Below are 20,734 nucleotides of genomic sequence, written 5' to 3'. Positions count from 1 at the left end.
CGGGCCCGCCTCAGGGGCTCCTCCGGGGCCTGCCTCAGGGCGACTCGGGGTCCTCGATCACGTGCATGGCGGCCTCCTCGGCACCGGCCGCGCCCGCGTCGATGCCCACGTCGGTGGCGACCTCCTCCTTGACGGTGTCGGAGTGGGCGCCCTCGTCGGGGGCCACGAGGCGCCCGGCGCGCTCGGTGCCGGCCTCGGGATCGACCGGCTCGCCCTCGCCGCCGGGGAGGTCGCCCACGCCGTCGCCGACGGGTTCACCGGCCTCGGGGACCTCCTGGGCGAGGCGCTGGTCGAGGGTCTCGCCGTCGTGCTGCTCGGCCGCGGTGGTGCCGTACCGGGTCACACCGAGGGGCTTCTCCGGCGGCGAGTAGCCCTCGTCGAGGGTGTCGTCGTAGGTCCGTTCGTCCAGGGCGTCCTGGAGGTCGAGCGGGGCCGCGTCCTCCTGCTCCTCGTTGGTGCCGGTGGGCTGGTAGACGTCGTCGGCCATCGGGTCGCCGGACATGGATGTCTCCTTCGCACATGGGTTGATCCACGGTCCTGATCCGCGTTTCCCCGAACGCGCCGTCCAACCTCAAAAGGTGCGCGGAGCACGGCTTTCACCGTTTCGGAAGGTTACCCCCCAGTTAATCTTGAAGGGTCAAGGAATAGGGCTATCATCACACGCACACACGGAGTGACCGTCGGCCCACACAGCGATCGGGCGGTCCCCGTATTCTCGCGATTCCTCTCGACACCTCCCCTGGCCGAGGCCATCCCTCTCCAGCCCCGGGGCGGAGCCACCCCCCACTCTTCTGCGCCGTACGGTCCCCCCGCGGCCGTACGGCGTGCCCTACCGAAAGCAGCGCAACCATGAGCATCAACAGGGGCAGAGGGCTACAGGCCAACGCCCTCGGGACGTTCGACACCGTGGTGATGGCCGTCGCGGGCAGCGCGCCGGCCTACTCGATCGCGGCGACCACCGCGGTCCTGGTCGGCGCGGTGGGTCTGGCCAGTCCGGCGGCTCTGCTGTACTGCGCGATACCCATGCTGGGCATCGCCCTCGCCTTCAGCTACCTCAGCCGCATCGACGTGAACGCGGGCGCCAGTTACTCCTGGGTGGGCCGTACGCTCCATCCCTTTCTGGGTTTCGTCAGCGGCTGGGCGCTGGTGATCTCGGCGACCATCTTCATGGTGGCGGGTTCGCTGCCCGCCGGTTCGATGACGCTGTCCCTCTTCGACCAGGACCTCGCGGACAACACCGCGCTGTCGACCGTCGTGGGCGCGGCCTGGTTCGTGCTGATGCTGCTGGTCGTGCTCGGCGGCGCCCGGCTCACCGTGCGCGCCCAGCTCATCATGTCCGGCGTCGAACTGGCGATCCTCGCGCTGTTCGCGGTCCTCGCCCTCTTCCACACGGGCGGCGCACGCGCCTTCGAGTGGTCCTGGCTGGGCTTCGGCCACTTCGACGGCATGCAGGGCTTCGCCTCGGGCGCGCTGATCGCCGCGTTCTACTACTGGGGCTGGGACGTCACCAGCAACCTCAGCGAGGAGACCCGCAACAGCCGCCGTACGACGGGCCTCGCGGGCCTCATCGGCGTCGGCATCGTCTTCCTCCTGTTCGAGGTGTTCACCATCGCGGTGAACGTCGTCCTCACCTCGAGGCAGATCGACGACAACGACGCCAACGTCCTTGCCGTGCTGGGCGAGGAGGTCCTGCCGGGCTGGGGCGGCAAGCTGCTGATCGTCGCCGTGATGCTGTCGACCATCGCCACCCTGGAGACCACGCTCATCCAGGTCACGCGCTCGCTGTTCGCGATGGGCCGGGACCGCACGATGCCGTCCGCGCTGGGCCGGGTGCACCGCCGCTGGAACACCCCGTGGGTGGCGATCGTGGTGGTCGGCGCCGTGGCGCTGGCGATGTTCGTCGCCTCCAACGCCCTGGGCTCGGTGGGCGACATCCTCTCCGACGCGATCTCCGCGATCGGCCTCCAGATCGCCGTCTACTACGGCCTCACGGGCCTCGCCGTGGTCGTCGCGTACCGCAAGATGCTGCTGAAGTCCCCGACCGACTTCCTGCTCGGCGGGCTGTGGCCGCTGCTGGGCGCGCTGTTCATGTTCTGGATCTTCGTCGAGTCGCTGGGGGACCTGAGCACGGCCGCGATCTCGATCGGGGTGGGCGGGCTGGCCGTGGGGCTGGTCCCGATGCTCTGGTACTGGAAGAAGGGCAGCGACTACTACCGGCCGGCGCGGCTCGACGCGAGCCGTACGATCGCGACGGACTGGGTTCCCGACGGCGGGACGGCCGGGCCCTCGCTGGTCCACGAGGGTCTCCCGACCGACTTCTGAGGGGTTGTGCGATGGCGAGAGACCGTTTCACCCCCGAGTTCGACCCCGACTGCGGGGACGTCCCCCTCACCACCGCCCGCCAGGACATCGTCATCGGCCGCTGGCAGGGACTGCGGGAACTGCTGCGCGCGACCGGCCCCGACTGGCTCGCGCGGGGGCACCGGGTCCGCACGCTCGCGCAGGCCTGCGCGGGGAGTTCGACGGTGGAGTCATGGCTGGCGGCCGAGCCGCACAACGGCGACGCGCTGGTGCTGCGGGCGGCCACCGAGACGGCCCGGGCGTTCAACCTGGCCATCGCGGCGGGGCGGGGGGTGCCGATCGACCGGCGCCGGATCGACGCGGCGGTGATGGCCTGTCTCCAGGCGTCCGAGGCCTTCGTGGACGACCCGACGCCGTGGATCTCGCTGATCTCGGTGGCCCGGCTGTACCCGGCCGGGGTACGGCGGCAGGAACTGGGGCGCTGGTGGGACGAGTTGCACGCCCGCGACTCGTACAGCGTGGAGGGACACCTCCAGGTGCTGCACTACTACTCGTCGCGCTGGCACGGCTCGAACGGCCTGATGTACGACTTCGCCCGCGACGCGGCCGGGGTGGCGCCGCCGGGTTCCGCACTGCCGGTGCTGGTGCAGTACGCGCGGGTCGAGGAGTACCGGGCGGCGGTGGACGCGGCCGACGGGGACCGCAAGGCGTCCGTGGGGCTCGGGCAGCACTGGAAGCACGACGGGGCGGTGAGTGACGTACGGCGGACCTGGCAGCGTTGGATCGTGGGCCGCAGTGACCACACCGTGCACCCGGGCGAGCTCCGCGACCTCAACTACCTGGCGCACGCCGCCTGTCTGGCGGGCGTCGCAGAGGTGGCCGTCCCCCTGCTGCGCATGCTGGACCGCCGCGGCACCCGCACCCCGTGGTCGTACACCGGGGAGGCGGAACAGCAGTTCATCAAGTGGCGCAAGGAGTTCAGGGTGCGCGCCTGAGCAGCGGGGCCGGCGCGGCCCCCAAGGCCGGTCATTCGGCGGGCTGTTCGGCGAGCGCCACCGTCCACTTCTCCTCGATCCGGCCGACCTTCCACACCACCAGGGCGACGATCCACGTGACGAAGAACAGGCCGACGATGACGAAGCCGAGGAGGTTGAGGTCGAGCCCTGCGATCCAGGTCCAGAAGGGGCCCTGGAGGTTCAGCTTGTCGGCGAGCAGGCCCAGGAGTTCGACCGTGCCGATGAGGAGGGCGACGGCGACCGACAGACCGGTGACGGTCAGGTTGTAGTAGACCTTGCGGACCGGCTTCGAGAAGGCCCAGCCGTAGGCGAAGTTCATGAAGGAGCCGTCGATGGTGTCCAGGAGGGACATGCCGGCGGCGAACAGGACCGGCAGGGTGAGGATCGCGTACCAGGGCAGCCCCGAGGCGGCGCCCGACCCGGCCAGGACCAGCAGGGCGATCTCCGTCGCCGTGTCGAAGCCCAGGCCGAACAGCAGGCCCAGCGGGTACATCTGCCACGGCCTGGTGATCGACCGCATGACCCGGCCCAGGAGGCGGTTCATGAAGCCGCGGCTGTTCAGCTGCTCCTCCAGGGCCGCCTCGTCGTAGCGGCCCGAGCGCATCCGCCGGAACACCTTCCAGATGCCCACGAGGACGACCAGGTTGACCGCCGCGATGAGGTAGAGGAACGCGCCCGAGACGGTCGTACCGATCAGACCGGTCACGTCGTGGAGGCGGGAGCCGCCGTCGCGCACCGGTCCGGCGAGGGCCTTCACGCCGAGCGAGAGCAGCAGGGCCAGGACGAAGACCACGCTGGAGTGGCCGAGCGAGAACCAGAACCCGACCGAGAGGGGCCGTTGCCCCTCCCCCATCAGCTTGCGGGTGGTGTTGTCGATCGCCGCGATGTGGTCGGCGTCGAAGGCGTGCCGCATCCCCAGGGTGTAGGCGGTCACGCCGATGCCGACGCCGAAGGACTTCTCGCCGACGCTGTAGTGGTGCGGGGCGACGATCGTCACCAGCGTGACCCAGCCGATGACGTGCAGGGCCACCACGACCGCGGCCATGCCGCCCGCCCTGACCCACTCCTGCCGCGTCATGGAGTGACGGACGCGGTGCCATACCGAGCCCCTCGCGGGGGCGGTGGCGGGGAGGAGGGACGGAGCGGAGTCAGGGGCGGCCGTCATCGGGCGGAGCATCCTTTGCGAGGAGGTACGGCCGCGTTCAGCAGCCTTGTGCCATCCTCCAGTACCTGCAAGTCATGTGCAGTAAAGCCCGTGGCAGGTCTTTGTCACGACTGGGGAAAGTGCCCGGTCAGGGCGTCGCGTTCGGCCCGTCCGGCCTGGCCCGCCGCTGCTCGACCATCTCCCGGCTGAGTGCCGCGGTCTCCGACTCGGACAGTCGCTCGAAGCCGTCCTCGGTGATGACGGAGAGGATGGGGAAGATCTGCCGGTTGATGTCCGGGCCGCCGGTCGCGGAGTCGTCGTCGGCCGCGTCGTAGAGCGCCTGGAGCGCGGTGAGCGCGGCCTCGCGGCGGTCGAGTCCCTTGCGGAACAGCTTCTTGAGCGCGCCTCTGGCGTACGGCGAGCCGGAGCCCTCGGCGTGGAAGCCGGCCTTCTCGTAGAGCCCGCCGGCGATGTCGAAGCTGAAGATGCGGCCCCGTTCGCCCGCGGTTCGGGCCGGGTCGTAGCCGACGAGGAGGGGGACGACGGCGAGGCCCTGCATGGCCTGGCCAAGGTTCTGCCGGATCATGCCGGACAGGCGGCGCGCCTTGCCGTCGAGGGTCATGCCGACGCCCTCGATCTTCTCGAAGTGGGCGAGTTCGACCTGGTAGAGCTTGACCATGTCGAGGGCGAGTCCGACGGTGCCGGCGAAGGCGACCGCCGTGTAATCGTCGGCCGGGTGCACCTTCTCCAGGTCGCGCTGGGCGATGAGGTTGCCCATGGTGGCTCTGCGGTCGCCGGCGATGAGGACGCCGTCGCGGAAGGAGAGGGCGAGCACGGTGGTGCCGTGCGGCACCTGGTCCGGGGCCGCCCGCACATCGTCGGGCAGAACATTACGGGTGCTCAGCAGTTCGGGTCGGTGGGCTGCGAGGAACTCGGTGAAGGACGAGGACCCCGGGGTGAAGAACTCCTCCCCCAGACGCCCACCGTGCTCGTTCCCCGTCATGGCACTCCCCTCGCCCTCGGCCGACATCCGGAGTCCTACCAGGAGCACGGCGCCCGGAAACGCCGCCCCGGGTTCACAGCGCCTTGCGGCGTACGAGCAGAGCGAGCACCACCAGGCCGGGCGGCAGGGGCAGCCACACCGTCAGCAGCCGGTAGCCGAGCACCGCGGAGGCGGCCGCCACACCCGGCGCTCCGCCCGCGGTGAGGGCGAGGGCGAGCGCCGCGTCGAAGGAGCCGAGACCGCCGGGGGTGGGCAGCAGGGCGGCCGCGCTGCTTGCGGTGAGGTAGAGCAGCGCCACCAGCGGCGGGGCCAGCGGCAGCGCGACGGCGCGCGTGACGGCGATCAGCACGACCGCGTGCAGGACGGCGAAGCCCAGCGAGCCGCCCCACAGGGCGAGCGCGCGGCAGGGCCGTGCGTGGACCGCCCTGATGTCGGCCAGGACGAGCGCCAGGGCCGCCCGGCACTGCGGCCAGAGCACGGCCATGAGGAGTCCGGCGAGAACGGCGACGGCGCCGGCCGCGAAGAGCCACCCGGCGTGCGGACGCGGCAGCCCGAGGACACCGGGAGAAGCCGTCGCGAGTACGGCGATGAGGGCGGCCCGGGTGAGCCCGCCCGCCGTGGCCTTCACCGCGAGCGCGGTCGCCGAGCGTCCGGCGGACATCCCGCACCGCATGAGGAAGCGCAGATTGACCGCGCCGCTGCCGAGTCCGGCGGGCACCAGCTGGCCCACGGCGTCGGCGGCGAACTGCGCGGCCACCAGGCGCCTGGCCGGCAACGGCCGTAGCACCGCGCCCTGTTGGGCCAGTGCCGAGCACATCCAGGTCACCGCTGCGGCCGCGGCGGCGACGAGCAGCCAGGCCGGGTCGGCCAGGGCGAGCCGCAGCGCACCGGTCTCCAGCACGGACCAGTGGCTGCGGGCCAGGTACCCGGTGGCCGTCAGCACGGCGAGCGTGAGGGCGAGGTGCCCGTACACGCGTCCGCGGCCGGGGGCGGTGACCTGGTCGGCCGTCATGTCGGGCCGCGTTCGCCCTGGCTCGGCGCGATGTGGAGGTCCATCCCGGCGGCGGGCCGGGTGGGCCAGTCGCGGGCGTAGGCGGGCGGCTCGGCACCGTGCTCGGTGAGCACGGCGACGGGCATACGGCGGGACGCGCCGAGGATCTTGGACTCGGTGCTGTTGGTGTTGGGGCCGAAGGCCGCGGCCGAGTGGCACCCCGCGTAGTAGGCGACGGGGACCGACAGATAGCCGGTGAGCACACAGGGCGGCCGCACTCCCAGGCGGTGCAGCTCGCTCGCGGTGTCCGCCCAGTCCTGGTGGGAGTCGGTGGTGCGTTTCACGGTGCGCTCCAGCACGACGTACTGCACCGCCAGATGGCCCGTGATCCCGATGGCGAGGAGCGTCGCCGCGACCGGGCGCCACCGGCCCGCCGGGGTGGTCGCGAGGTGGAACAGCGCGTCGGCGACCGGAAGGGCCATCAGGAGGTAGGCGGGCAGCAGGAACCGGGGGGCCGCGTAGCCGATCAGGAAGAGGTAGGGCACGGCGGCCGTCGTGGCACAGGCCAGCGGGACGAGGGTGCGCGCCGTGCGCCCGGCCCGGACCGCGACTACCAGGCCGACTGCGGCCAGCAGCGGCAGAACGGCCCACCACGTCATGACGGCCGGGTTCGGCAGCGGGCCGGTGCACGGGCGGCACAGGGCCCGGCCGCCGAGGCTGCGCAGCTGGTCGACGACGGCGAACTGCGGGCCGAGGCCGCCCTGGATGCGGGAGCCCTCGTGCAGCCGCTCGGCCAGACCGCCGTAGCTGGTGTACGCCTCGACCACCCACTGCACACCGCCCAGGACCAGCCCGGCCACGAGCGCGACGGCGGGACGCGGGCGCCGGGTGACGGCGGCGGCGACGAACAGCGGAAGGGTGGCCCATACGGCGTCGGTGGGCCGCATCCACGCCATGAGCGCGGCACCGGCCACCACTCCCCACAGCGCCCTCGGGTTCTCTCGGGCTCGCAGGAAGCAGCCCACCGTGCCCAGCGCCCCGACGGCGACCCAGTAGTTGGGCATGGCCTGCGGGCCGTAGAACACGGTGATCCACAGAGAGGCGAACAGGGCGCCGCCGACGGCCAGGACGCGGTCCGGGAAGAGGCCGCGCCAGGTGCGCAGGGCCAGGTAGAGGGCGAGGCCGGAAAGGAGGGCGAGGTAGACGCGCAGGAGTTCGGTCGAGGTCGACCAGCTCGCGATCGGGGCCACCAGGAGCGAGACGCCGCGGGCGCGCGGGGCGCTGAAGTAGGCGGCCGGGGCCTGGGTTCCGACCTGGCTGACGTACACGGTCTCGTCCCAGCCGAGGCCCATCCCGGGACGGACGAGGAGGAGTTGGGCCAGGGTGAAGGCGGCGGCCACCGCCGCGATCAGCCAGTGGCCGCGGTCCCGGAAGGACGTGCCGGGGGGATCCGACTCGGTACGTCGCCGCGCACCGTCGAGCAGGGCGCTGTCGCCGTGGGCCATCGTCCTCGTCCACCCCTCACCCCGTCTGCCGCGGGGACTGGTCCATTACACAAAGGCAGGGACAAAGTAACCCGCGGCAGAGGGGGGTGCAGGGTGGAGTTCGGCCAAGCGGCGACTGGCCGGATCGCCGTCCTGGCTCAGCGCGCGTGCGGGGCGCGGTGCGGGGGCTGGTCCGGGGCCGGGCGGTCGCGCGGCGCGGGAATGGAGCGGACGACGGGGCCGTCGCCGTTCAGGGTCAGCGGGGTGCCGTGGTGGCTGATCGTCAGCGGGGCGCCCGAGACCAGGGTGTACGTCGCCTTGTCCGGGCCGATCTCCACCCGCAGACAGCGGTCCAGGAGCCGGAGGTTGAAGGCGAGCCGGCTGAACCGCTCGGGCAGGCGGGGTGCGAACCGGAGCGAGACGCCGTCGCGGCGCAGTCCGCCGAACCCGGCGACGAGGGCCGTCCAGGTGCCGGCGAGGGAGGCGATGTGGAGTCCGTCGCGGGTGTTGTTCTCCAGGTCCGCGAGGTCCATCAGGGCCGCTTCCGCCGTGTAGGCGTAGGCCAGGGACAGATGTCCGGCGCGGGCGGCGACGACCGCCTGGACGCAGGCCGACAGGGAGGAGTCGCGGACGGTCAGCGGCTCGTAGTAGGCGAAGTTGCGGGCGATCTGCTCCTCGTCGTGGAACTCCTCGAACCAGTTGCTGCACAGGTACATCGCCAGTACCAGGTCGGCCTGTTTGACCACCTGCTTGCGGTAGAGGTCGAAGTAGGGGAAGTGCAGCATCAGCGGGTACTGGTCGGCGCTCGTGCCGGCGAAGTCCCAGGGCTGGTGACGGGTGAAGCCGGCGTGCTGTTCGTGCACGCCGAGTTCGTCGTTGTAGGGGATGTGCACGGCCTCGGCGGCATCGCGCCAGGCGGCACTCTCCTCGTCGTCGACGCCGAGTTCGGCGGATCGTCGGGGATGGCGGGCGCAGACCTCGGCGGCCGCCAGGAGGTTCGCGCGGGCCATCAGGTTGGTGTACGTGTTGTCGTCGGCGACGGCGCTGTACTCGTCGGGCCCGGTGACGCCGTCGATGTGGAAGACGCCCCGGTGGTCGTGGTGGCCGAGCGAGCGCCACAACCGGGCGGTCTCCACGAGGAGTTCGACTCCGGTGTCGCGTTCGAAGTCCAGGTCGCCGGTGGCCTCGATGTAGCGCACCACGGCGTCCGCGACGGCAGCGTTGACGTGGAAGGCGGCGGTGCCGGCGGGCCAGTACGCCGATCCCTCCGAGCCGTCGATGGTCCGCCAGGGGAACGCGGCGCCGCGCAGGCCGAGTTGGACGGCACGTTCGCGCGCGGCGGGCAGGGTGTGCTGCCGCCAGCGCAGGGCCTCGGCGACGGCTCGGGGCTCGGTGTAGGTGAGCAGGGGCAGGACGAAGGTCTCGGTGTCCCAGAAGGCGTGGCCGTCGTAACCGGAGCCGGTCAACCCCTTGGCGGGGATGGCCCGTTGCTCGGCGCGGGCGCCTGCCTGGAGGACGTGGAAGAGGGCGAAGCGGACCGCCTGCTGGATCTCCTCGTCGCCGTCGACCTCGACGTCGGCGCGGCCCCAGAAGTCGTCGAGGTAGCCGCGCTGTTCGTCCAGGAGACCGTCCCATCCGCTGTGGGCGGCGGCCGCGAGGGCCGCGTCCACCTGGTCGCTCATCGCGGGCCGGGAGCGGACACCGGACCAGCCGTGGGCGACCAGCTTCTCCACCCGCAGCCGCTGTCCCGGCTCCAGCACGGAGGTGACGGTCAGTCGGGCGAGGTCCACCATCTCCTCGCTGCTGGTGGTGGTGCGCCCGGGCCCGTCGATCACGTGGTCGGCGGCCACGGCGACCCTCAGTCCGCTCTGCCGGGTGCGGTGCACGAGGCGCAGCCGGGTGCCGTCGGCGAAGCCCTCCTCGTGTTCGAGGGGCGACTTGAGGGCCTTGGCGGCGCGCGGGTCGCCGTTCGGCGCGGGCAGGCTCTCGTTGGTGACCAGCTCGGACTGGATCACCACACGGGTGCGGCTGTCGACGGGCTCCACCTCGTAGGCCACGGCGGCGATCGCCCGCTGGGTGAGGGAGACGAGCCGGGTGGAGCGCACCCTGATCCGTGAGCCGGCCGGCGAGATCCACTCACAGGTCCGCTCCAGGACGCCCCGGCGCAGGTCGAGGTTGCGTTCGTGGGAGACGAGACGGCCGTAGCGCAGGTCGAAGGGCTCGTCGTCGACGAGGAGCCGCAGGATCTTGCCGTTGGTGACGTCGATGACGGTCTGGCCGGACTCCGGATAGCCGTATCCGGCCTCGGCGTACGGCAGCGGGTGCAGTTCGTGGACGCCGTTGAGGTAGGAGCCGGGCAGGCCGTGCGGTTCGCCCTCGTCGAGGTTGCCGCGCCAGCCGACATGGCCGTTGGACAGGGCGAACACGGACTCGCTCTGGGCCAGGACGTCGAGGTTGAGGGAGGTCTCGCGGACCGCCCAGGGCTCGACGGTGTAGGAACGGTGGGTGATCACGCGTGTCCTCCCAGTTCGGCGAGACCCTTCACGACGATGTCGGCGCCGTGCTCGTAGAGGGCGTCGGTCTGTCCGACCCGGTCGAGGCCGACGACGTATCCGAAGCCGCCCGCGCGGCCCGCGTCCATTCCGGCGAGGGCGTCCTCGAAGACGGCGGAGCGCGGTGCGTCCAGGCCCAGGTCCTCGGCGGCGGCCAGGAAGGTGTCCGGGCGCGGCTTGCCGGGCAGCTTGCGCTCCTTGGCGACGACGCCGTCGACGCGTACGTCGAAGAGGTCCTCGGCGTCGATCGCGCGCAGCACGTCACGGCAGTTGGCGCTGGAGGAGACGATCGCGGTACGCAGACCCCGGGCGCGGGCCTCACGGATGTAGGCCAGGGTGTCGTCGTAGGCCTCGACGCCGTCTGTGCGGATCTTCTCCAGCACGAGGGCGTTCTTGCGGTTGCCGAGACCGTTGACCGTCTCGGCGCCCGGCGGGTCGTCCGCGCTCCCCTCGGGCAGGTCGATGCCGCGGGAGGCGAGGAAGGCGCGGACGCCGTCGGCTCGTGGCAGGCCGTCGACGTACTGGTCGTAGTCGTGGTCGTCGAAGGGCCGGAAGTCCTCGCCCTCGCGTTCGCGCAGGAACGCGTCGAACATCTCCTTCCAGGCTGCCGCGTGCACGACGGCCGTCTTCGTGACGACCCCGTCGAGGTCGAAGAGGCAGGCCTTGATGTCTTCCGGGAGACCGAGATCCGTCATACAGGGACGGTTCCCGGACTTTCGCTTCGTCAACAGGTGGATTCAGTCATGGGGGAACGAGTGGTGCTCGTGCGCCACCAGCCAACGGCCGCGTTCCTTGCGCAGCCCGAGGGTGAGCCGGAGGCGGACGTCCGGGTGCGCGGCGAGCTCCTCCGGGGTGGCGCAGCGCAGCAGGGCGTGGGCGTAGGCGACGTCGGTGCCGGCGGTGACGTCGAGGGTCTCGATGTCGAAGCAGGCGCCCTGGGCCTGCCAGGCGAAGAAGGGCGGCCAGTGCGCGCGGTAGGCGGCCAGCCCCCGGATGCCGTGGTGGGGCGGCGGCACGTCGTACAGCACGATGTCCTGCGCGTGGTCGGCCACCACACCCGCGAGGTCGCCGCGGTGCACGGCGGCGGCCCACGCCGTGACGAGGGCGCGGATCTGCGCCTCGTCGTCCCCGGCGTCCGGGGCGTCGGTCCGGTAGGAGTACTGGGGCACGGCTGGGGCTCCTTTCTCCCCCTTCCGCACTCCAGGGTGCCTGGTCGGCCTGTGGTCCTCGAATGAAAGACTCGGCGTGTGCCGCTGACCTTCGACGACCTTGTGATCCGAGCGCGTTCACTCGCCCGGGACGACGGGCGGGCGGTCCTCGGGATCGCCGGCTCCCCCGGCTCGGGCAAGACGACCCTCGCCGAACGGCTGGTGCGGGCGCTGAACGGCTCGGGCGAGCCCTGGGTGGCGCACGTTCCCATGGACGGCTTCCACCTCGCCGACGTGGAGCTGGACCGGCTCGGTCTGCGCGACCGCAAGGGGGCGCCCGAGACCTTCGACGCGGCCGGGTACGCGGCGCTGCTGAAGCGGCTGCGCGAGGAGCCGGACGACTCCGTGGTGTACGCGCCGGGCTTCGAGCGGGTCCTGGAGCAGCCGATCGCCGGAGCGGTCCCGGTGCTGCCGAGCGCCCGTCTGATCGTCAGCGAGGGCAACTACCTGCTGCTGTGGCCCCGGGTCCGGTCACAGCTGGACGAGGTGTGGTTCTGCGAGCCGGACGAGGAGGAACGGCTGCGCCGGCTGATCGCCCGGCACGAGGAGTTCGGCAAGACCCACGCGGAGGCGGTGGCGTGGGTGCTGCGTTCGGACCAGCCCAACGCGGAGCTGGTCGCGGCGACCCGGGACCGGGCGGATCTCGTGGTGCCGGCGACGGTCCTTGCGTGAGGCACGCCGTCACCGTGACGCCGCCGGCCGAGGCGCGCTGCCTGCGTGGCACTGACCGCTGAGCCACTCTGCCGACGTGACACCGACGGCTGAGCCAATCTGCCGGCGTGACACCGACGGCTGAGCCACTCTGTCACCGTCACGGTGACTGCTGAGTCACTTGGTGGTGGACGTGGCCGCCAGGGCCCGTAGCGCCGCGACCGGCTTGCGCAGTCCGTAGGCGACCGCCGTCGACGTGCCGTCGGCATGGTTCCAGGTCAGCAGGGCGCGTCCGTCGGCCACGCTGCCCTGCACCGCGGTCGGTTCGCCGAGCAGCGGCAGACGCCCGACGATCTTGACGGAGAGGCCGGTGACCTCGGTCCAGAAGTAGTCGTCGTGCGCCGCCGCCGGCAGCGGCAGGCCGAGTACCGAAGCGGCGGCGGCCCTGCCCTGGGCGACGGCGTTGGACCAGAAGGGCGCACGCCGGTCGGGCTGCGCCCCCTGGGCGCGGAGGTGGGTGACGTCACCGGCGGCGAACACGCCGGGCACGGCGGTGGCACAGGCATGGTCGACGCCGACGCCGAGGCGGCCGGCGAGGCCCGTCCCTGCCAGCCAGCCGACGCACGGTACTTCTCCGGCACAGGTGACCACGAGGTCCGCGGTGAGTTCGGTGCCGTCCGGGAGTGCCACGCCGCCCACGGGGTCGCCGGTCAGGGTGGCGAAGCCGGAGGCCTGGACGAAGCGGATGCCGTGGGCCGCGGCACGTGCGGTGATCTCGGTGGACAGGTAGTCGCCGAGGACGCGTTCCAGCGGCCGGTCGGTGTCCACGACGGTCACCGGGATACCCCGGGCGGCGCAGGCACTGGCCACCTCCATGCCGAGGAAACCGGCGCCGACGACGATCGCCGACCCGGCGTCCGCCAGGCGGGCGCGGAGCCGGCGGGCGTCCTCCAGCGTGCGCAGGACGAGTTCGCCCCGCTGTCCGGGGGCGGCGAGCCGGCGGGCGTCCGCGCCGGTGGCGACGATCAGCGCGTCGTAGCCGATCCGACGGCCGTCGGCAGTGGTGACGGTGCGCCGGTCGGTGTCGGCGGCGACGGCGGGCGAACGGATGAGGTCGGCGTCGAGGCCGTCGAGGGCCAGACCCAGGGTCCGGTCGGCGGCGGGGTCCTTCAGGACCACCTTGGACAGGGGCGGGCGGGAGTACGCGCCCTCTTCCTCGGCGCCGACGAGGGTGAGCGGCCCGGCGTGGCCGAGGGCACGCAGGTGGCGGGCGGCGGTGGTGCCGGCGAGTGACTCGCCGACGACGAGCACCGAGCGCGGTGCGGTCACGACAGGACCCGCAGGGCGGCGACCGGGCAGGCGTTGACGGCCGCGCGGGCGGCGGGCCGGCTCTCGTCGGGGACGTCGGTGCCCTCGAAGCGGTACGTGAGTTCGGCGTCGTCGTCCAGGCTGAAGACGTCGGGGGCCTGGTCGGCGCACAGACCGTGGCCTTCGCAGCGCGGATAGTCGACGGAGATCTTCATGGTGCTGTCCGTTCAGGCGGGGATGAGTTCGAGCGGCAGGCGTTCGAGGCGGTGGATGACGTTGTTCAGGGCCCACTCGGGTGGACCGGTCACCTCGATGCGGTCGACGCGTTCGACCAGGGCGCGCAGGATCGCGGAGGTCTCCATGCGGGCCAGGCCCTGTCCGGCGCAGCCGTGGGTGCCCTGCCCGAAGCCGAGCTGGCGGGCGGCGTCACGGCGGATGTCGAAGGTGTCCGGGTCGTCCCACTCGAGCGGGTCGCGGTTGGCGGAGCCGTACAGGACCAGCAGCCGGGAGCCCTTGGGGATGGCGGTGCCGGCGAGTTCCGTGTCGCGGGTGGCGGTCCGGGAGAAGCCCCGGATCGGGGATTCGTAGCGGACGACCTCGTTGACCGCCTTCGGGACGAGGTCCGGGTCGGCCTTCAGAAGGCGCCACTGTTCGGGGTGAACGCCGAACAGGTACAGGGCACTTGAGATGGCACTGATGGTGGTGTCCAGGGAGGGCGCCAGGTAGTCGATCATCATGGTGGCGCACTCGGCGGGCATGATCCGGCCCTCGTCGGCGGCGAGCAGCAGGTCGTGGCCCATGCTGCCGTCCCGTACGGACCGGTCGCGCACGACACCGCGCGCGTAGCGCATCATGCCGAGGGACGCGGGGAGGGTGCGGGCCGCCTGGCAGTTGAGGGGTCCCAGGGCGTCGAAGGTGGCGCCGGCCCAGCGCAGCAGGTGCTCACGGCCCTGTTGGGGCCAGCCGACCAGGTCGGGGACGACGGACATCGGCAGCGCCGTGGCGACCTCGACGGCGTCGACCGTCCGGCGGGCCACGGCGTCCTCGACCACGGCGGCGGCCTGCTGGTCGACGGTGTCCTTCATCGTGCGCAGCGCCCGCGGGGTGAGGCGGTGTGCGAGGAGGGAGCGGCGGCGGGCGTGGTCCTCGCCGTCGCTGAACAGCGTGGTCCCCTGGCCCACACGGTTGGCGACGGGGTTGAGGGCGACGCCGCCCGAGGAGGCGAAGGTGTCGTCGTCCAGCAGCACTTGCCTGCACTCGGCGTAGCGCGGCAGGGCGTAGACCCTGTGCTTGCTCAGCCGGACCACGGGGCCGAGTTCACGCAGTGCGGCGTAGTGGGGATACGTGTCGCGGATGGCCGAGGCCGAGTACAGATCGGGCCGGTAGACGGGGATATCGGTACGCAGGGGCACGGGGGAGCCCTCCTGGAGGAAGCCGTGAGAGAGCGACAACGCCGCAGTGATGAAATCATCAGCCTTGATGGAATGAGCGTCAAGAGTTACGCCACAGTCAAACCGATGAAATCATCAGAACTGCTGATGCCCAAGAAGGGCTCGCTCCGTCAGCGCTCCGTCAGCACTCCGTCAGCGCTCCGTCAGCGCTCCGTCAGTCGGCCGAGAGCGTCAGTTCCGGCTCCCCGTGGGCGTCGCCCGCCACGTCCCCGAGCCTCGCCGTGAACGCCTCCGTGCGGATCGTGAGCCCGGCGCCGTCCCGGGTGAAGGTCGCTGTGAGCGGCTCGCCGGGGCCGTACCGGACGGCGAAGGCGTGCAGGTCGTCCGGGGCGTCCTGCACGGGATCCGCCTCCAACGCCGTGGAACTGACCAGGTGCCGCCACCCCTCGTCGGGGTTTCCGTAACCGCGCGGGTCCTCGGCCAGCGCGAACGCGGCCAGTTCCTGGGTTGTCTCCGTGCGGGCGTCGAAGTGGTCGATGCCCTCGGCCGACGGGTGCGTCAGCCGCAGCGCGCCCGCGGAGGTCACCTCGCCCTCGGCCGTGCGGCGCACCCGGTCGCCGTCGTCCTCGGCGTAGGGCAGCCCGGCCAGCAGGTACGGCGTGCCGGGGAGGCGTTCCACGGTCACCGTGGTCCACAGGCTCGTGCCGTCGGTGACGTACAGGGACTGGACGTGCCGCAGGACATGGTCGCGGCCGACGACGGGCTTGGTGACGAGCTTGGCGGTGAGGCCGCCGGAGCGCACGTCGCGGACCCGGACCTCGCCCATGGGACGGCACAGCAGAAAGCCGTCGACGACCGGTCCGAAGCCGTGCTGGCGGTTGACGGCCGCCGGCAGGTAGTAGGTGCCCGCCGCCTCGACGACCGCGGGAGTCATCTTCGTGTCGAAGGCCACCGACACCGTGCCCGCGCGCAGTTGGTGGCGGGCAGTGGCGGAGGACGGCTCCCGGTGCCAGCGCGAGGTGTCCTGGCTCTGCCAGACCAGCATCCAGGCGAAGTGGCCGTCCACCCCGCCGTCCTCCTTGACGGCATGCCGGGCCCAGCGGCTGTCGGCGCGGTAGCGGCCGAGGTCGGCGCCGATCCGGGCGCCGAAGTAGCGCAGACCGAGGACCGACTCGAAGGCGGAGTGCTGCTCGCTGTAGCGCGGGCCGCCGTTGTCGAAGCCGCCGACCGTCAGCCGGGCGTCGATGTAACGGGCCAGCGTGTCGCCGTCCTCGGCGAAGATCTCCGCGCCGCTGACGCGGTGGGCCTGGGCCAGGAAGGACAGGGAGATCGGGCCGTAGTTGTTGTCGTAGGCGCCGCCGTGCTCGGGGGGCAGGGCCGCGCCGCGGTCGGTGACGCGGTGCGCGTGGATCTCGTCGGTGTACAGCCGCAGCGCCCGCGCACGGACCGACTCCCCTTCCGCGCCCGGGAGATGGGCGGCCAGCATCAGACCGCCGACCACGCAGCCGATGGCCTGGTTGCCGGCCTCCTGCGGGTTGAAGAAGGTCGCCTCGGTCAGCCAGCGCCAGTATCCGCGGGCCACGTCCAGGAGTTCGGCGCGCTGCGCGTCGTCGACCAGGCCGTCGGCGGCGTGGAGGATGTTCACGGCCTGGAGCAGAGCCCACACCGTGCTCGGCCAGTCCCCGATGGGGTGCGCGCCGGCCTCCAGGGTGTAACGGGCGTACGGCAGACCGGAGTTGCGCACCCTGAGGTTCGGATAGCCCGGGTTGTCGTCGGTGTAGACCCGCTCGCGCAGGTGGAAGGCGAGACTGCGGGCGACCGCCTCCGGCAGCCGCGGGTCCTTGCCGCGCTGCCAGGCATGGGCGAGCAGCGAGGTGATGCCGAGGGAGGTGTCGCCGATGTCGTCGTCGCAGTCGGGGTGTTCGAGGTTGCCCTCGGGGGTCAGCCGGGCGAGGGCCTGCTCGGTGACGTCGGCGAGGACGGCGTCGTAGGCCTCCGGGGTGTCCGGCAGGTCGTGCAGCGGCGCGAGCTGGCGTGGGAGGTGCAAGGAGATCAGCCCTTCAGGCCGGGGAGCCGGCACGCAGTGTGAGGGTCAGTGTCTGCGGTCCGTGCCCGCCGAGGTAGACGCGGTTCCCGGTCGTCGCGTCCGTGCCGCCGGCCACGGTGTAGTCCTGCCCGGGGTCGTAGCCCAGTACGTCGCTCCGGTCCGGTCCGACGAGCGGTTCGCCCGTCTCGACGGCGGCCTCGACCCGGATCTCGTCGTCGCCGACGCGGTAGGTCAGGGGCTCGGTCGTCATGCACCAGCGTCCGTCGCCGAGCGGTACGGCGCCCTGCGGCTCGCCGCCCGGCCGGAAGGTCAGTTCGAGGGACCACGGCACCGGCGGACCGCTGATGTCGATCCGCAGGTCGGCCCCGTCGTCCCGCAGGTCGGCCTCGATCCGGGTGGTGTGGGAGACCTCGTCCTGCGGGCGGTCGGGGAAGGACATCGCGGCGGAGAAGCGGCCCTCGTCCACCAGGCGGTAGGCGCCGTCGTCGCGTCTGCGGTCCTTCGGGAGCGGCTGGTAGTAGGCGCTGGTGAGGGTCTGGGTGAGCCGGTACCGGTGGTCGGCGAGCCGTTCCGTCTCGGCGGCGCGGAACGGGCCCAGGTCGAAGAAGCCGCGGGAGAGCCGGACCGCGTCGAGGACGGCGGCACCGGCGAACAGGCGCAGGAAGGTGGGGTTGCAGGCCAGGCCCGAGCGGATGCGCCGGTGCTCGGGCACGTCGGAGCCGCCGTACACCACGGTGTGCGCGGTGGCCGAGGTGTGGGCGGCGAGGCGTGCGGTGGAGAGGTACCGGTCGCGCGGGAGCTCCTCCGCGTCCGGGGCCGGCAGGGCGCGGGCCAGATCCGGGGTGAGGAGCGTCTGGGCGAGCAGGTCGGGGTCGTGGATGCCGTCCGCGGCCGCCAGACGGGCCGCACGGGCGAAGTCGCCCCGGCCGGTGCGGATCGCGAGCAGCCGGTAGTGCGGCAGGTAGGGCCACAGCGCGAACGACTGCCTCTGGTCCTGGCGGCGCGAGTGGACGGTCTCCACCGTGCCGTCCGGCCTGATCAGGTCCAGGGTCGCGGTGAGGTTGCGTTCGACGGCGTCCACCAGGTCGGGACGCCCGAGCACCTCGGCCAGCAGCAGCAGCGCCGGGTTGGTCACGATGGACGCGTAGACGGCGCTGCGTTCCGAGTACAGGCCCTCGGCGTCGATGTCGACGCCCTCGGCGAGCCACTCCTCGACGCGGGCGAGCAGCCGGTCGTCGGGGAACGACCGGTGCAGCCGGGCCAGCGCCGCGGACAGCTCCCAGCGGTGGTTGGGGGTGTGCACCCCACCGGTCAGGAGGCTTTCGGTGGCGGCGCCGGCGATCTCGGCGAGCGCCGCCGTGACGTCGGCCAGTCCGGGTCCCGCGCCCGCCGCGAGGACGTGCGCGTCGCACACGTCGTTGACGGTGAACGCGGAGTCCGGCGGCGACTGCACGTTGTCGCCGCCCGCGAAGAGGCCTGAGGCGGTCTGCACGGACCGCAGGGCACGCAGGTGGGTCAGCGCCGCGGCGACGGCCCGCTCGCTGCCGTGCAGGGCCGACTCCGGCGAGCGGTACGCCGCGACCAGGGTCTTCACCCGCCGGGCCAGGGCGCGGTGCGGCTCGATGAACGCCGCCGACGGGTCGGACGACCCGTCGGCGGCGAGCGCTGCCGCGCGGACGAACTCGTGGTCGAGCGGGAAGGGCAAGGTCAGTCCTTCAGTCCGGCGTTGATGTCGGCACCCATGACGTACTTCTGGAAGACCAGGAAGATCGCGATCAGCGGGATCATCGAGATCACCGACGCGCCCAGCAGGACCGACCAGTTGATGTTCTGCGCGCCGACGATGCTCTGGATACCGATCTGCACGGTGAACTTGTTGGGGTCGTTCAGCATCAGCAGCGGCCAGATGTAGTCGTTCCAGCGCCACTGGAAGGACAGGATGGCGAGGGTCAGCATGATGGGCCGGGACAGCGGCACCATGATCCGCGCGAAGATGGCCAGTTCGCGGGCGCCGTCGATGCGCGCGGCCTCCACGAGTTCGTCGGGGACCGTCAGGAAGAACTGGCGGAACATGAAGCATCCGGTCGCGGTGAGCACGGCCGGGAGGATGATGCCGGCGAACGAGTTGTAGAGGCCGAGGTTGCGGACGACCAGGAACTCCGGAGCGAGCATGACCTCGCCCGGCAGCATGGTGGTGGCCAGGATGCAGATGAAGAAGGCCTTGAGCCACTTGTTGTCGTACTTCGCCAGCGCGTAGCCGGTGCAGCAGCTGACGCCCACCGTGAGGATCGTCGTGATCACGCAGACGAGGGCCGTGTTGATGAAGTACTGGGAGAAGTTGGCGCTGTCCCACGCCGCCCTGAATCCCGACAGGGTGGGGTTGTGCGGGACCAGCGTCAGGGGATAGGAGAACAGGTCGCTGGACGGCTTGAAGGAGCTGAGGACGAACCACAGCACCGGGAAGCCGTACAGGCACGCCATGATCCACAGCAGTGTCGTCGCGGACACCGCCTGCCGGAGCCCACCGGTGGCCGTCTTGCGGGGCCGCTTCTTGGAGACGCTCCGCCGGGAGCCGACGTCGGCCGGGCGCGGGATGTCGGTGGTTGTCATCGGTTCTCCACCCGTCGGTTGACGATCAGCTGGATGATCGCGACGGCCATCAGGATGAGCATGAGCACGAACGACGCGGCGCTCGCGTAGCCGATCTGGCCCCGCTTGAAGCCGGTCTCGTAGATGTACTGGACGAGCAGGTTGTTCGAGGTGCCGGGTCCGCCGTTGTTGAGGGCGACGAACACCGGGTACTCCTTCATCGAGTTGATCGTGTTGAGCAGGATCACGATGAACGAGGTGGGCGCGATGCTCGGCAGGGTGATGCTGAAGAACTGGCGCCAGGGTCCGGCGCCGTCGAGCGAGGCCGCCTCGTAGTACGACACCGGCACGTTCTTGATCGCCGCGATGAACAGCAGCATCGTGAAGCCCGTCCAGGCCCAGGCCGCCGCCATCACGACGACGAGCAGCGAGAGGTCCGCGTTCGACTGCCACGGCACGGCGTCCCCGCCGAACTTCTCGATGACGTAGTTGACCAGGCCGAAGTTCTCACCGAACATCCACCGCCACAGGACACCCACGACGATGGGCGACAGCAGCCACGGGATGAAGAAGATGACACGGGCGACCGATCCGCCCTTGGCGTGCTTGCTCACCACCAGGTTGGCGGCGAGCAGCGAGACCACGAAGTTCAGCGGGACGAAGAGGACCGTGTAGAGCAGCGTCCGGGTCAGCGCGTCGTAGAACGTGGAGTCCCCGAACAGGTTCTGGTAGTTGTCCAGGCCGACCCACTGGAACACCCCCACGCCCGTGTAGTTCGTGAAGGAGTAGATGAGCCCGATCACCGCGGGCCAGACGAAGAACAGCGCGAAGAGCACGACGTTGGCCGCGATGAGGACGAGCGGCGCAAGAGTGTACTTACTGCGTCTGCTGGGACGACTCGGCGGGCTCACCGACACGTCCGAGGCGCGTTTTGTCATCTTCCTGTCTCCGTGCTGGTGGAAGGGATTGCGGTGGGCTCAGGCCCTGAGCCCGGCGGCCTGGGGCGGCCGGGGCCGGGCGGCGGGGTGGGGACGCCGCCGCCCGGGCGC

18 protein-coding genes are annotated in these 20,734 nt (G+C 71.6%); 3 read left to right on the top strand and 15 right to left on the bottom strand.

Going from position 1 to position 20,734, the window contains the following annotated elements:
- Positions 1 to 34: 34 nt before the first annotated feature.
- Entirely contained in the window at positions 35 to 502 is a 468-nt protein-coding gene (locus IF54_RS0127300) for a DUF5709 domain-containing protein (protein ID WP_030323326.1), read from the bottom strand.
- A gap of 347 nt (positions 503 to 849) precedes the next feature.
- Here IF54_RS0127300 and IF54_RS0127295 point away from each other — a divergent pair, with 347 nt between their 5' ends.
- Positions 850 to 2,322, top strand: coding sequence for an APC family permease (locus IF54_RS0127295; RefSeq protein WP_030323324.1), 1,473 nt, complete (start codon positions 850 to 852; stop codon positions 2,320 to 2,322).
- 11 nt (positions 2,323 to 2,333) lie between these two features.
- Positions 2,334 to 3,296 (top strand): hypothetical protein, encoded by a 963-nt coding sequence (locus IF54_RS0127290; RefSeq protein WP_030323322.1) that lies wholly within the window; start codon positions 2,334 to 2,336, stop codon positions 3,294 to 3,296.
- Between the two features lie 31 nt (positions 3,297 to 3,327).
- Here IF54_RS0127290 and IF54_RS0127285 read toward each other — a convergent pair whose 3' ends face one another.
- The 7 genes from IF54_RS0127285 to IF54_RS0127255 form a co-directional block, all read right to left on the bottom strand.
- On the bottom strand, positions 3,328 to 4,482 hold the full coding sequence (locus tag IF54_RS0127285) for a HoxN/HupN/NixA family nickel/cobalt transporter (RefSeq protein ID WP_030323321.1): 1,155 nt from the start codon (positions 4,480 to 4,482) through the stop codon (positions 3,328 to 3,330).
- Between the two features lie 127 nt (positions 4,483 to 4,609).
- Complete coding sequence (prcB, locus tag IF54_RS0127280) at positions 4,610 to 5,464, bottom strand: proteasome subunit beta (protein WP_030323319.1); 855 nt, start codon at positions 5,462 to 5,464, stop codon at positions 4,610 to 4,612.
- Positions 5,465 to 5,537: 73 nt separating this feature from the next.
- Entirely contained in the window at positions 5,538 to 6,476 is a 939-nt protein-coding gene (locus tag IF54_RS0127275) for a lysylphosphatidylglycerol synthase transmembrane domain-containing protein (RefSeq protein WP_030323318.1), read from the bottom strand.
- Positions 6,473 to 7,960, bottom strand: a complete 1,488-nt coding sequence (locus IF54_RS0127270) for a hypothetical protein (RefSeq protein WP_030323316.1) — start codon at positions 7,958 to 7,960, stop codon at positions 6,473 to 6,475. The genes IF54_RS0127275 and IF54_RS0127270 overlap by 4 nt, the downstream gene beginning before the upstream one ends.
- A 137-nt stretch (positions 7,961 to 8,097) precedes the next feature.
- Positions 8,098 to 10,452 carry a glycoside hydrolase family 65 protein gene (locus tag IF54_RS0127265; protein ID WP_030323313.1) on the bottom strand — a complete coding sequence of 785 codons (2,355 nt, stop codon included), beginning with the start codon at positions 10,450 to 10,452 and terminating at the stop codon, positions 8,098 to 8,100.
- Entirely contained in the window at positions 10,449 to 11,186 is a 738-nt protein-coding gene (locus IF54_RS0127260; protein WP_030323311.1) for a beta-phosphoglucomutase family hydrolase, read from the bottom strand. Before IF54_RS0127260 ends, IF54_RS0127265 begins: the two co-directional genes overlap by 4 nt.
- Before the next feature lie 42 nt (positions 11,187 to 11,228).
- Positions 11,229 to 11,660, bottom strand: coding sequence for a YybH family protein (locus IF54_RS0127255; RefSeq protein ID WP_051735552.1), 432 nt, complete (start codon positions 11,658 to 11,660; stop codon positions 11,229 to 11,231).
- Positions 11,661 to 11,738: 78 nt separating this feature from the next.
- On the opposite strand from IF54_RS0127255, the gene IF54_RS0127250 reads away from it, so the two are divergent.
- Complete coding sequence (locus IF54_RS0127250) at positions 11,739 to 12,371, top strand: nucleoside/nucleotide kinase family protein (protein ID WP_030323307.1); 633 nt, start codon at positions 11,739 to 11,741, stop codon at positions 12,369 to 12,371.
- A gap of 156 nt (positions 12,372 to 12,527) precedes the next feature.
- Here the strand turns inward: IF54_RS0127250 and IF54_RS0127245 are convergent, their stop codons facing one another.
- The 7 genes from IF54_RS0127245 to IF54_RS0127215 all read right to left on the bottom strand — a co-directional run bounded on the left by IF54_RS0127245 (position 12,528) and on the right by IF54_RS0127215 (position 20,623).
- Positions 12,528 to 13,679: an NAD(P)/FAD-dependent oxidoreductase gene (locus tag IF54_RS0127245; RefSeq protein ID WP_030323305.1), complete on the bottom strand. Its 1,152-nt coding sequence runs from the start codon at positions 13,677 to 13,679 to the stop codon at positions 12,528 to 12,530.
- The gene (locus IF54_RS0127240) at positions 13,676 to 13,873 is read right to left on the bottom strand and encodes a ferredoxin (RefSeq protein WP_030323303.1); all 198 of its coding nucleotides are present in this window, start codon (positions 13,871 to 13,873) and stop codon (positions 13,676 to 13,678) included. Before IF54_RS0127240 ends, IF54_RS0127245 begins: the two co-directional genes overlap by 4 nt.
- 12 nt (positions 13,874 to 13,885) lie before the next feature.
- Complete coding sequence (locus tag IF54_RS0127235; protein ID WP_030323299.1) at positions 13,886 to 15,070, bottom strand: cytochrome P450; 1,185 nt, start codon at positions 15,068 to 15,070, stop codon at positions 13,886 to 13,888.
- A 193-nt stretch (positions 15,071 to 15,263) separates the two neighbouring features.
- Positions 15,264 to 17,096: a hypothetical protein gene (locus IF54_RS0127230; protein WP_030323297.1), complete on the bottom strand. Its 1,833-nt coding sequence runs from the start codon at positions 17,094 to 17,096 to the stop codon at positions 15,264 to 15,266.
- Positions 17,097 to 17,109: 13 nt separating this feature from the next.
- Positions 17,110 to 18,801 carry a hypothetical protein gene (locus IF54_RS0127225; RefSeq protein ID WP_030323295.1) on the bottom strand — a complete coding sequence of 564 codons (1,692 nt, stop codon included), beginning with the start codon at positions 18,799 to 18,801 and terminating at the stop codon, positions 17,110 to 17,112.
- 2 nt (positions 18,802 to 18,803) lie between these two features.
- Complete coding sequence (locus IF54_RS0127220; protein WP_030323293.1) at positions 18,804 to 19,706, bottom strand: carbohydrate ABC transporter permease; 903 nt, start codon at positions 19,704 to 19,706, stop codon at positions 18,804 to 18,806.
- Positions 19,703 to 20,623, bottom strand: coding sequence for a carbohydrate ABC transporter permease (locus tag IF54_RS0127215; RefSeq protein ID WP_030323290.1), 921 nt, complete (start codon positions 20,621 to 20,623; stop codon positions 19,703 to 19,705). Before IF54_RS0127215 ends, IF54_RS0127220 begins: the two co-directional genes overlap by 4 nt.
- Between the last annotated feature and the right edge of the window lie 111 nt (positions 20,624 to 20,734).

Origin of the sequence: Streptomyces sp. NRRL B-3229 (assembly GCF_000719505.1) — a bacterium.
GTDB lineage: Bacteria > Actinomycetota > Actinomycetes > Streptomycetales > Streptomycetaceae > Streptomyces > Streptomyces griseorubiginosus.
Note: the sequence above shows the minus strand (reverse complement) of the source record. Positions and strands in the feature narration are given on the sequence as shown.

Bases quoted from the DNA above. Each gene is read 5' to 3' on its own strand.
- IF54_RS0127300 (WP_030323326.1), bottom strand. From the start codon at position 502: ATGTCCGGCGACCCGATGGCCGACGACGTCTACCAGCCCACCGGCACC.
- IF54_RS0127295 (WP_030323324.1), top strand. From the start codon at position 850: ATGAGCATCAACAGGGGCAGAGGGCTACAGGCCAACGCCCTCGGGACG.
- IF54_RS0127290 (WP_030323322.1), top strand. From the start codon at position 2,334: ATGGCGAGAGACCGTTTCACCCCCGAGTTCGACCCCGACTGCGGGGAC.
- IF54_RS0127285 (WP_030323321.1), bottom strand. From the start codon at position 4,482: ATGACGGCCGCCCCTGACTCCGCTCCGTCCCTCCTCCCCGCCACCGCC.
- prcB (WP_030323319.1), bottom strand. From the start codon at position 5,464: ATGACGGGGAACGAGCACGGTGGGCGTCTGGGGGAGGAGTTCTTCACC.
- IF54_RS0127275 (WP_030323318.1), bottom strand. From the start codon at position 6,476: ATGACGGCCGACCAGGTCACCGCCCCCGGCCGCGGACGCGTGTACGGG.
- IF54_RS0127270 (WP_030323316.1), bottom strand. From the start codon at position 7,960: ATGGCCCACGGCGACAGCGCCCTGCTCGACGGTGCGCGGCGACGTACC.
- IF54_RS0127260 (WP_030323311.1), bottom strand. From the start codon at position 11,186: ATGACGGATCTCGGTCTCCCGGAAGACATCAAGGCCTGCCTCTTCGAC.
- IF54_RS0127240 (WP_030323303.1), bottom strand. From the start codon at position 13,873: ATGAAGATCTCCGTCGACTATCCGCGCTGCGAAGGCCACGGTCTGTGC.
- IF54_RS0127220 (WP_030323293.1), bottom strand. From the start codon at position 19,706: ATGACAACCACCGACATCCCGCGCCCGGCCGACGTCGGCTCCCGGCGG.
- IF54_RS0127215 (WP_030323290.1), bottom strand. From the start codon at position 20,623: ATGACAAAACGCGCCTCGGACGTGTCGGTGAGCCCGCCGAGTCGTCCC.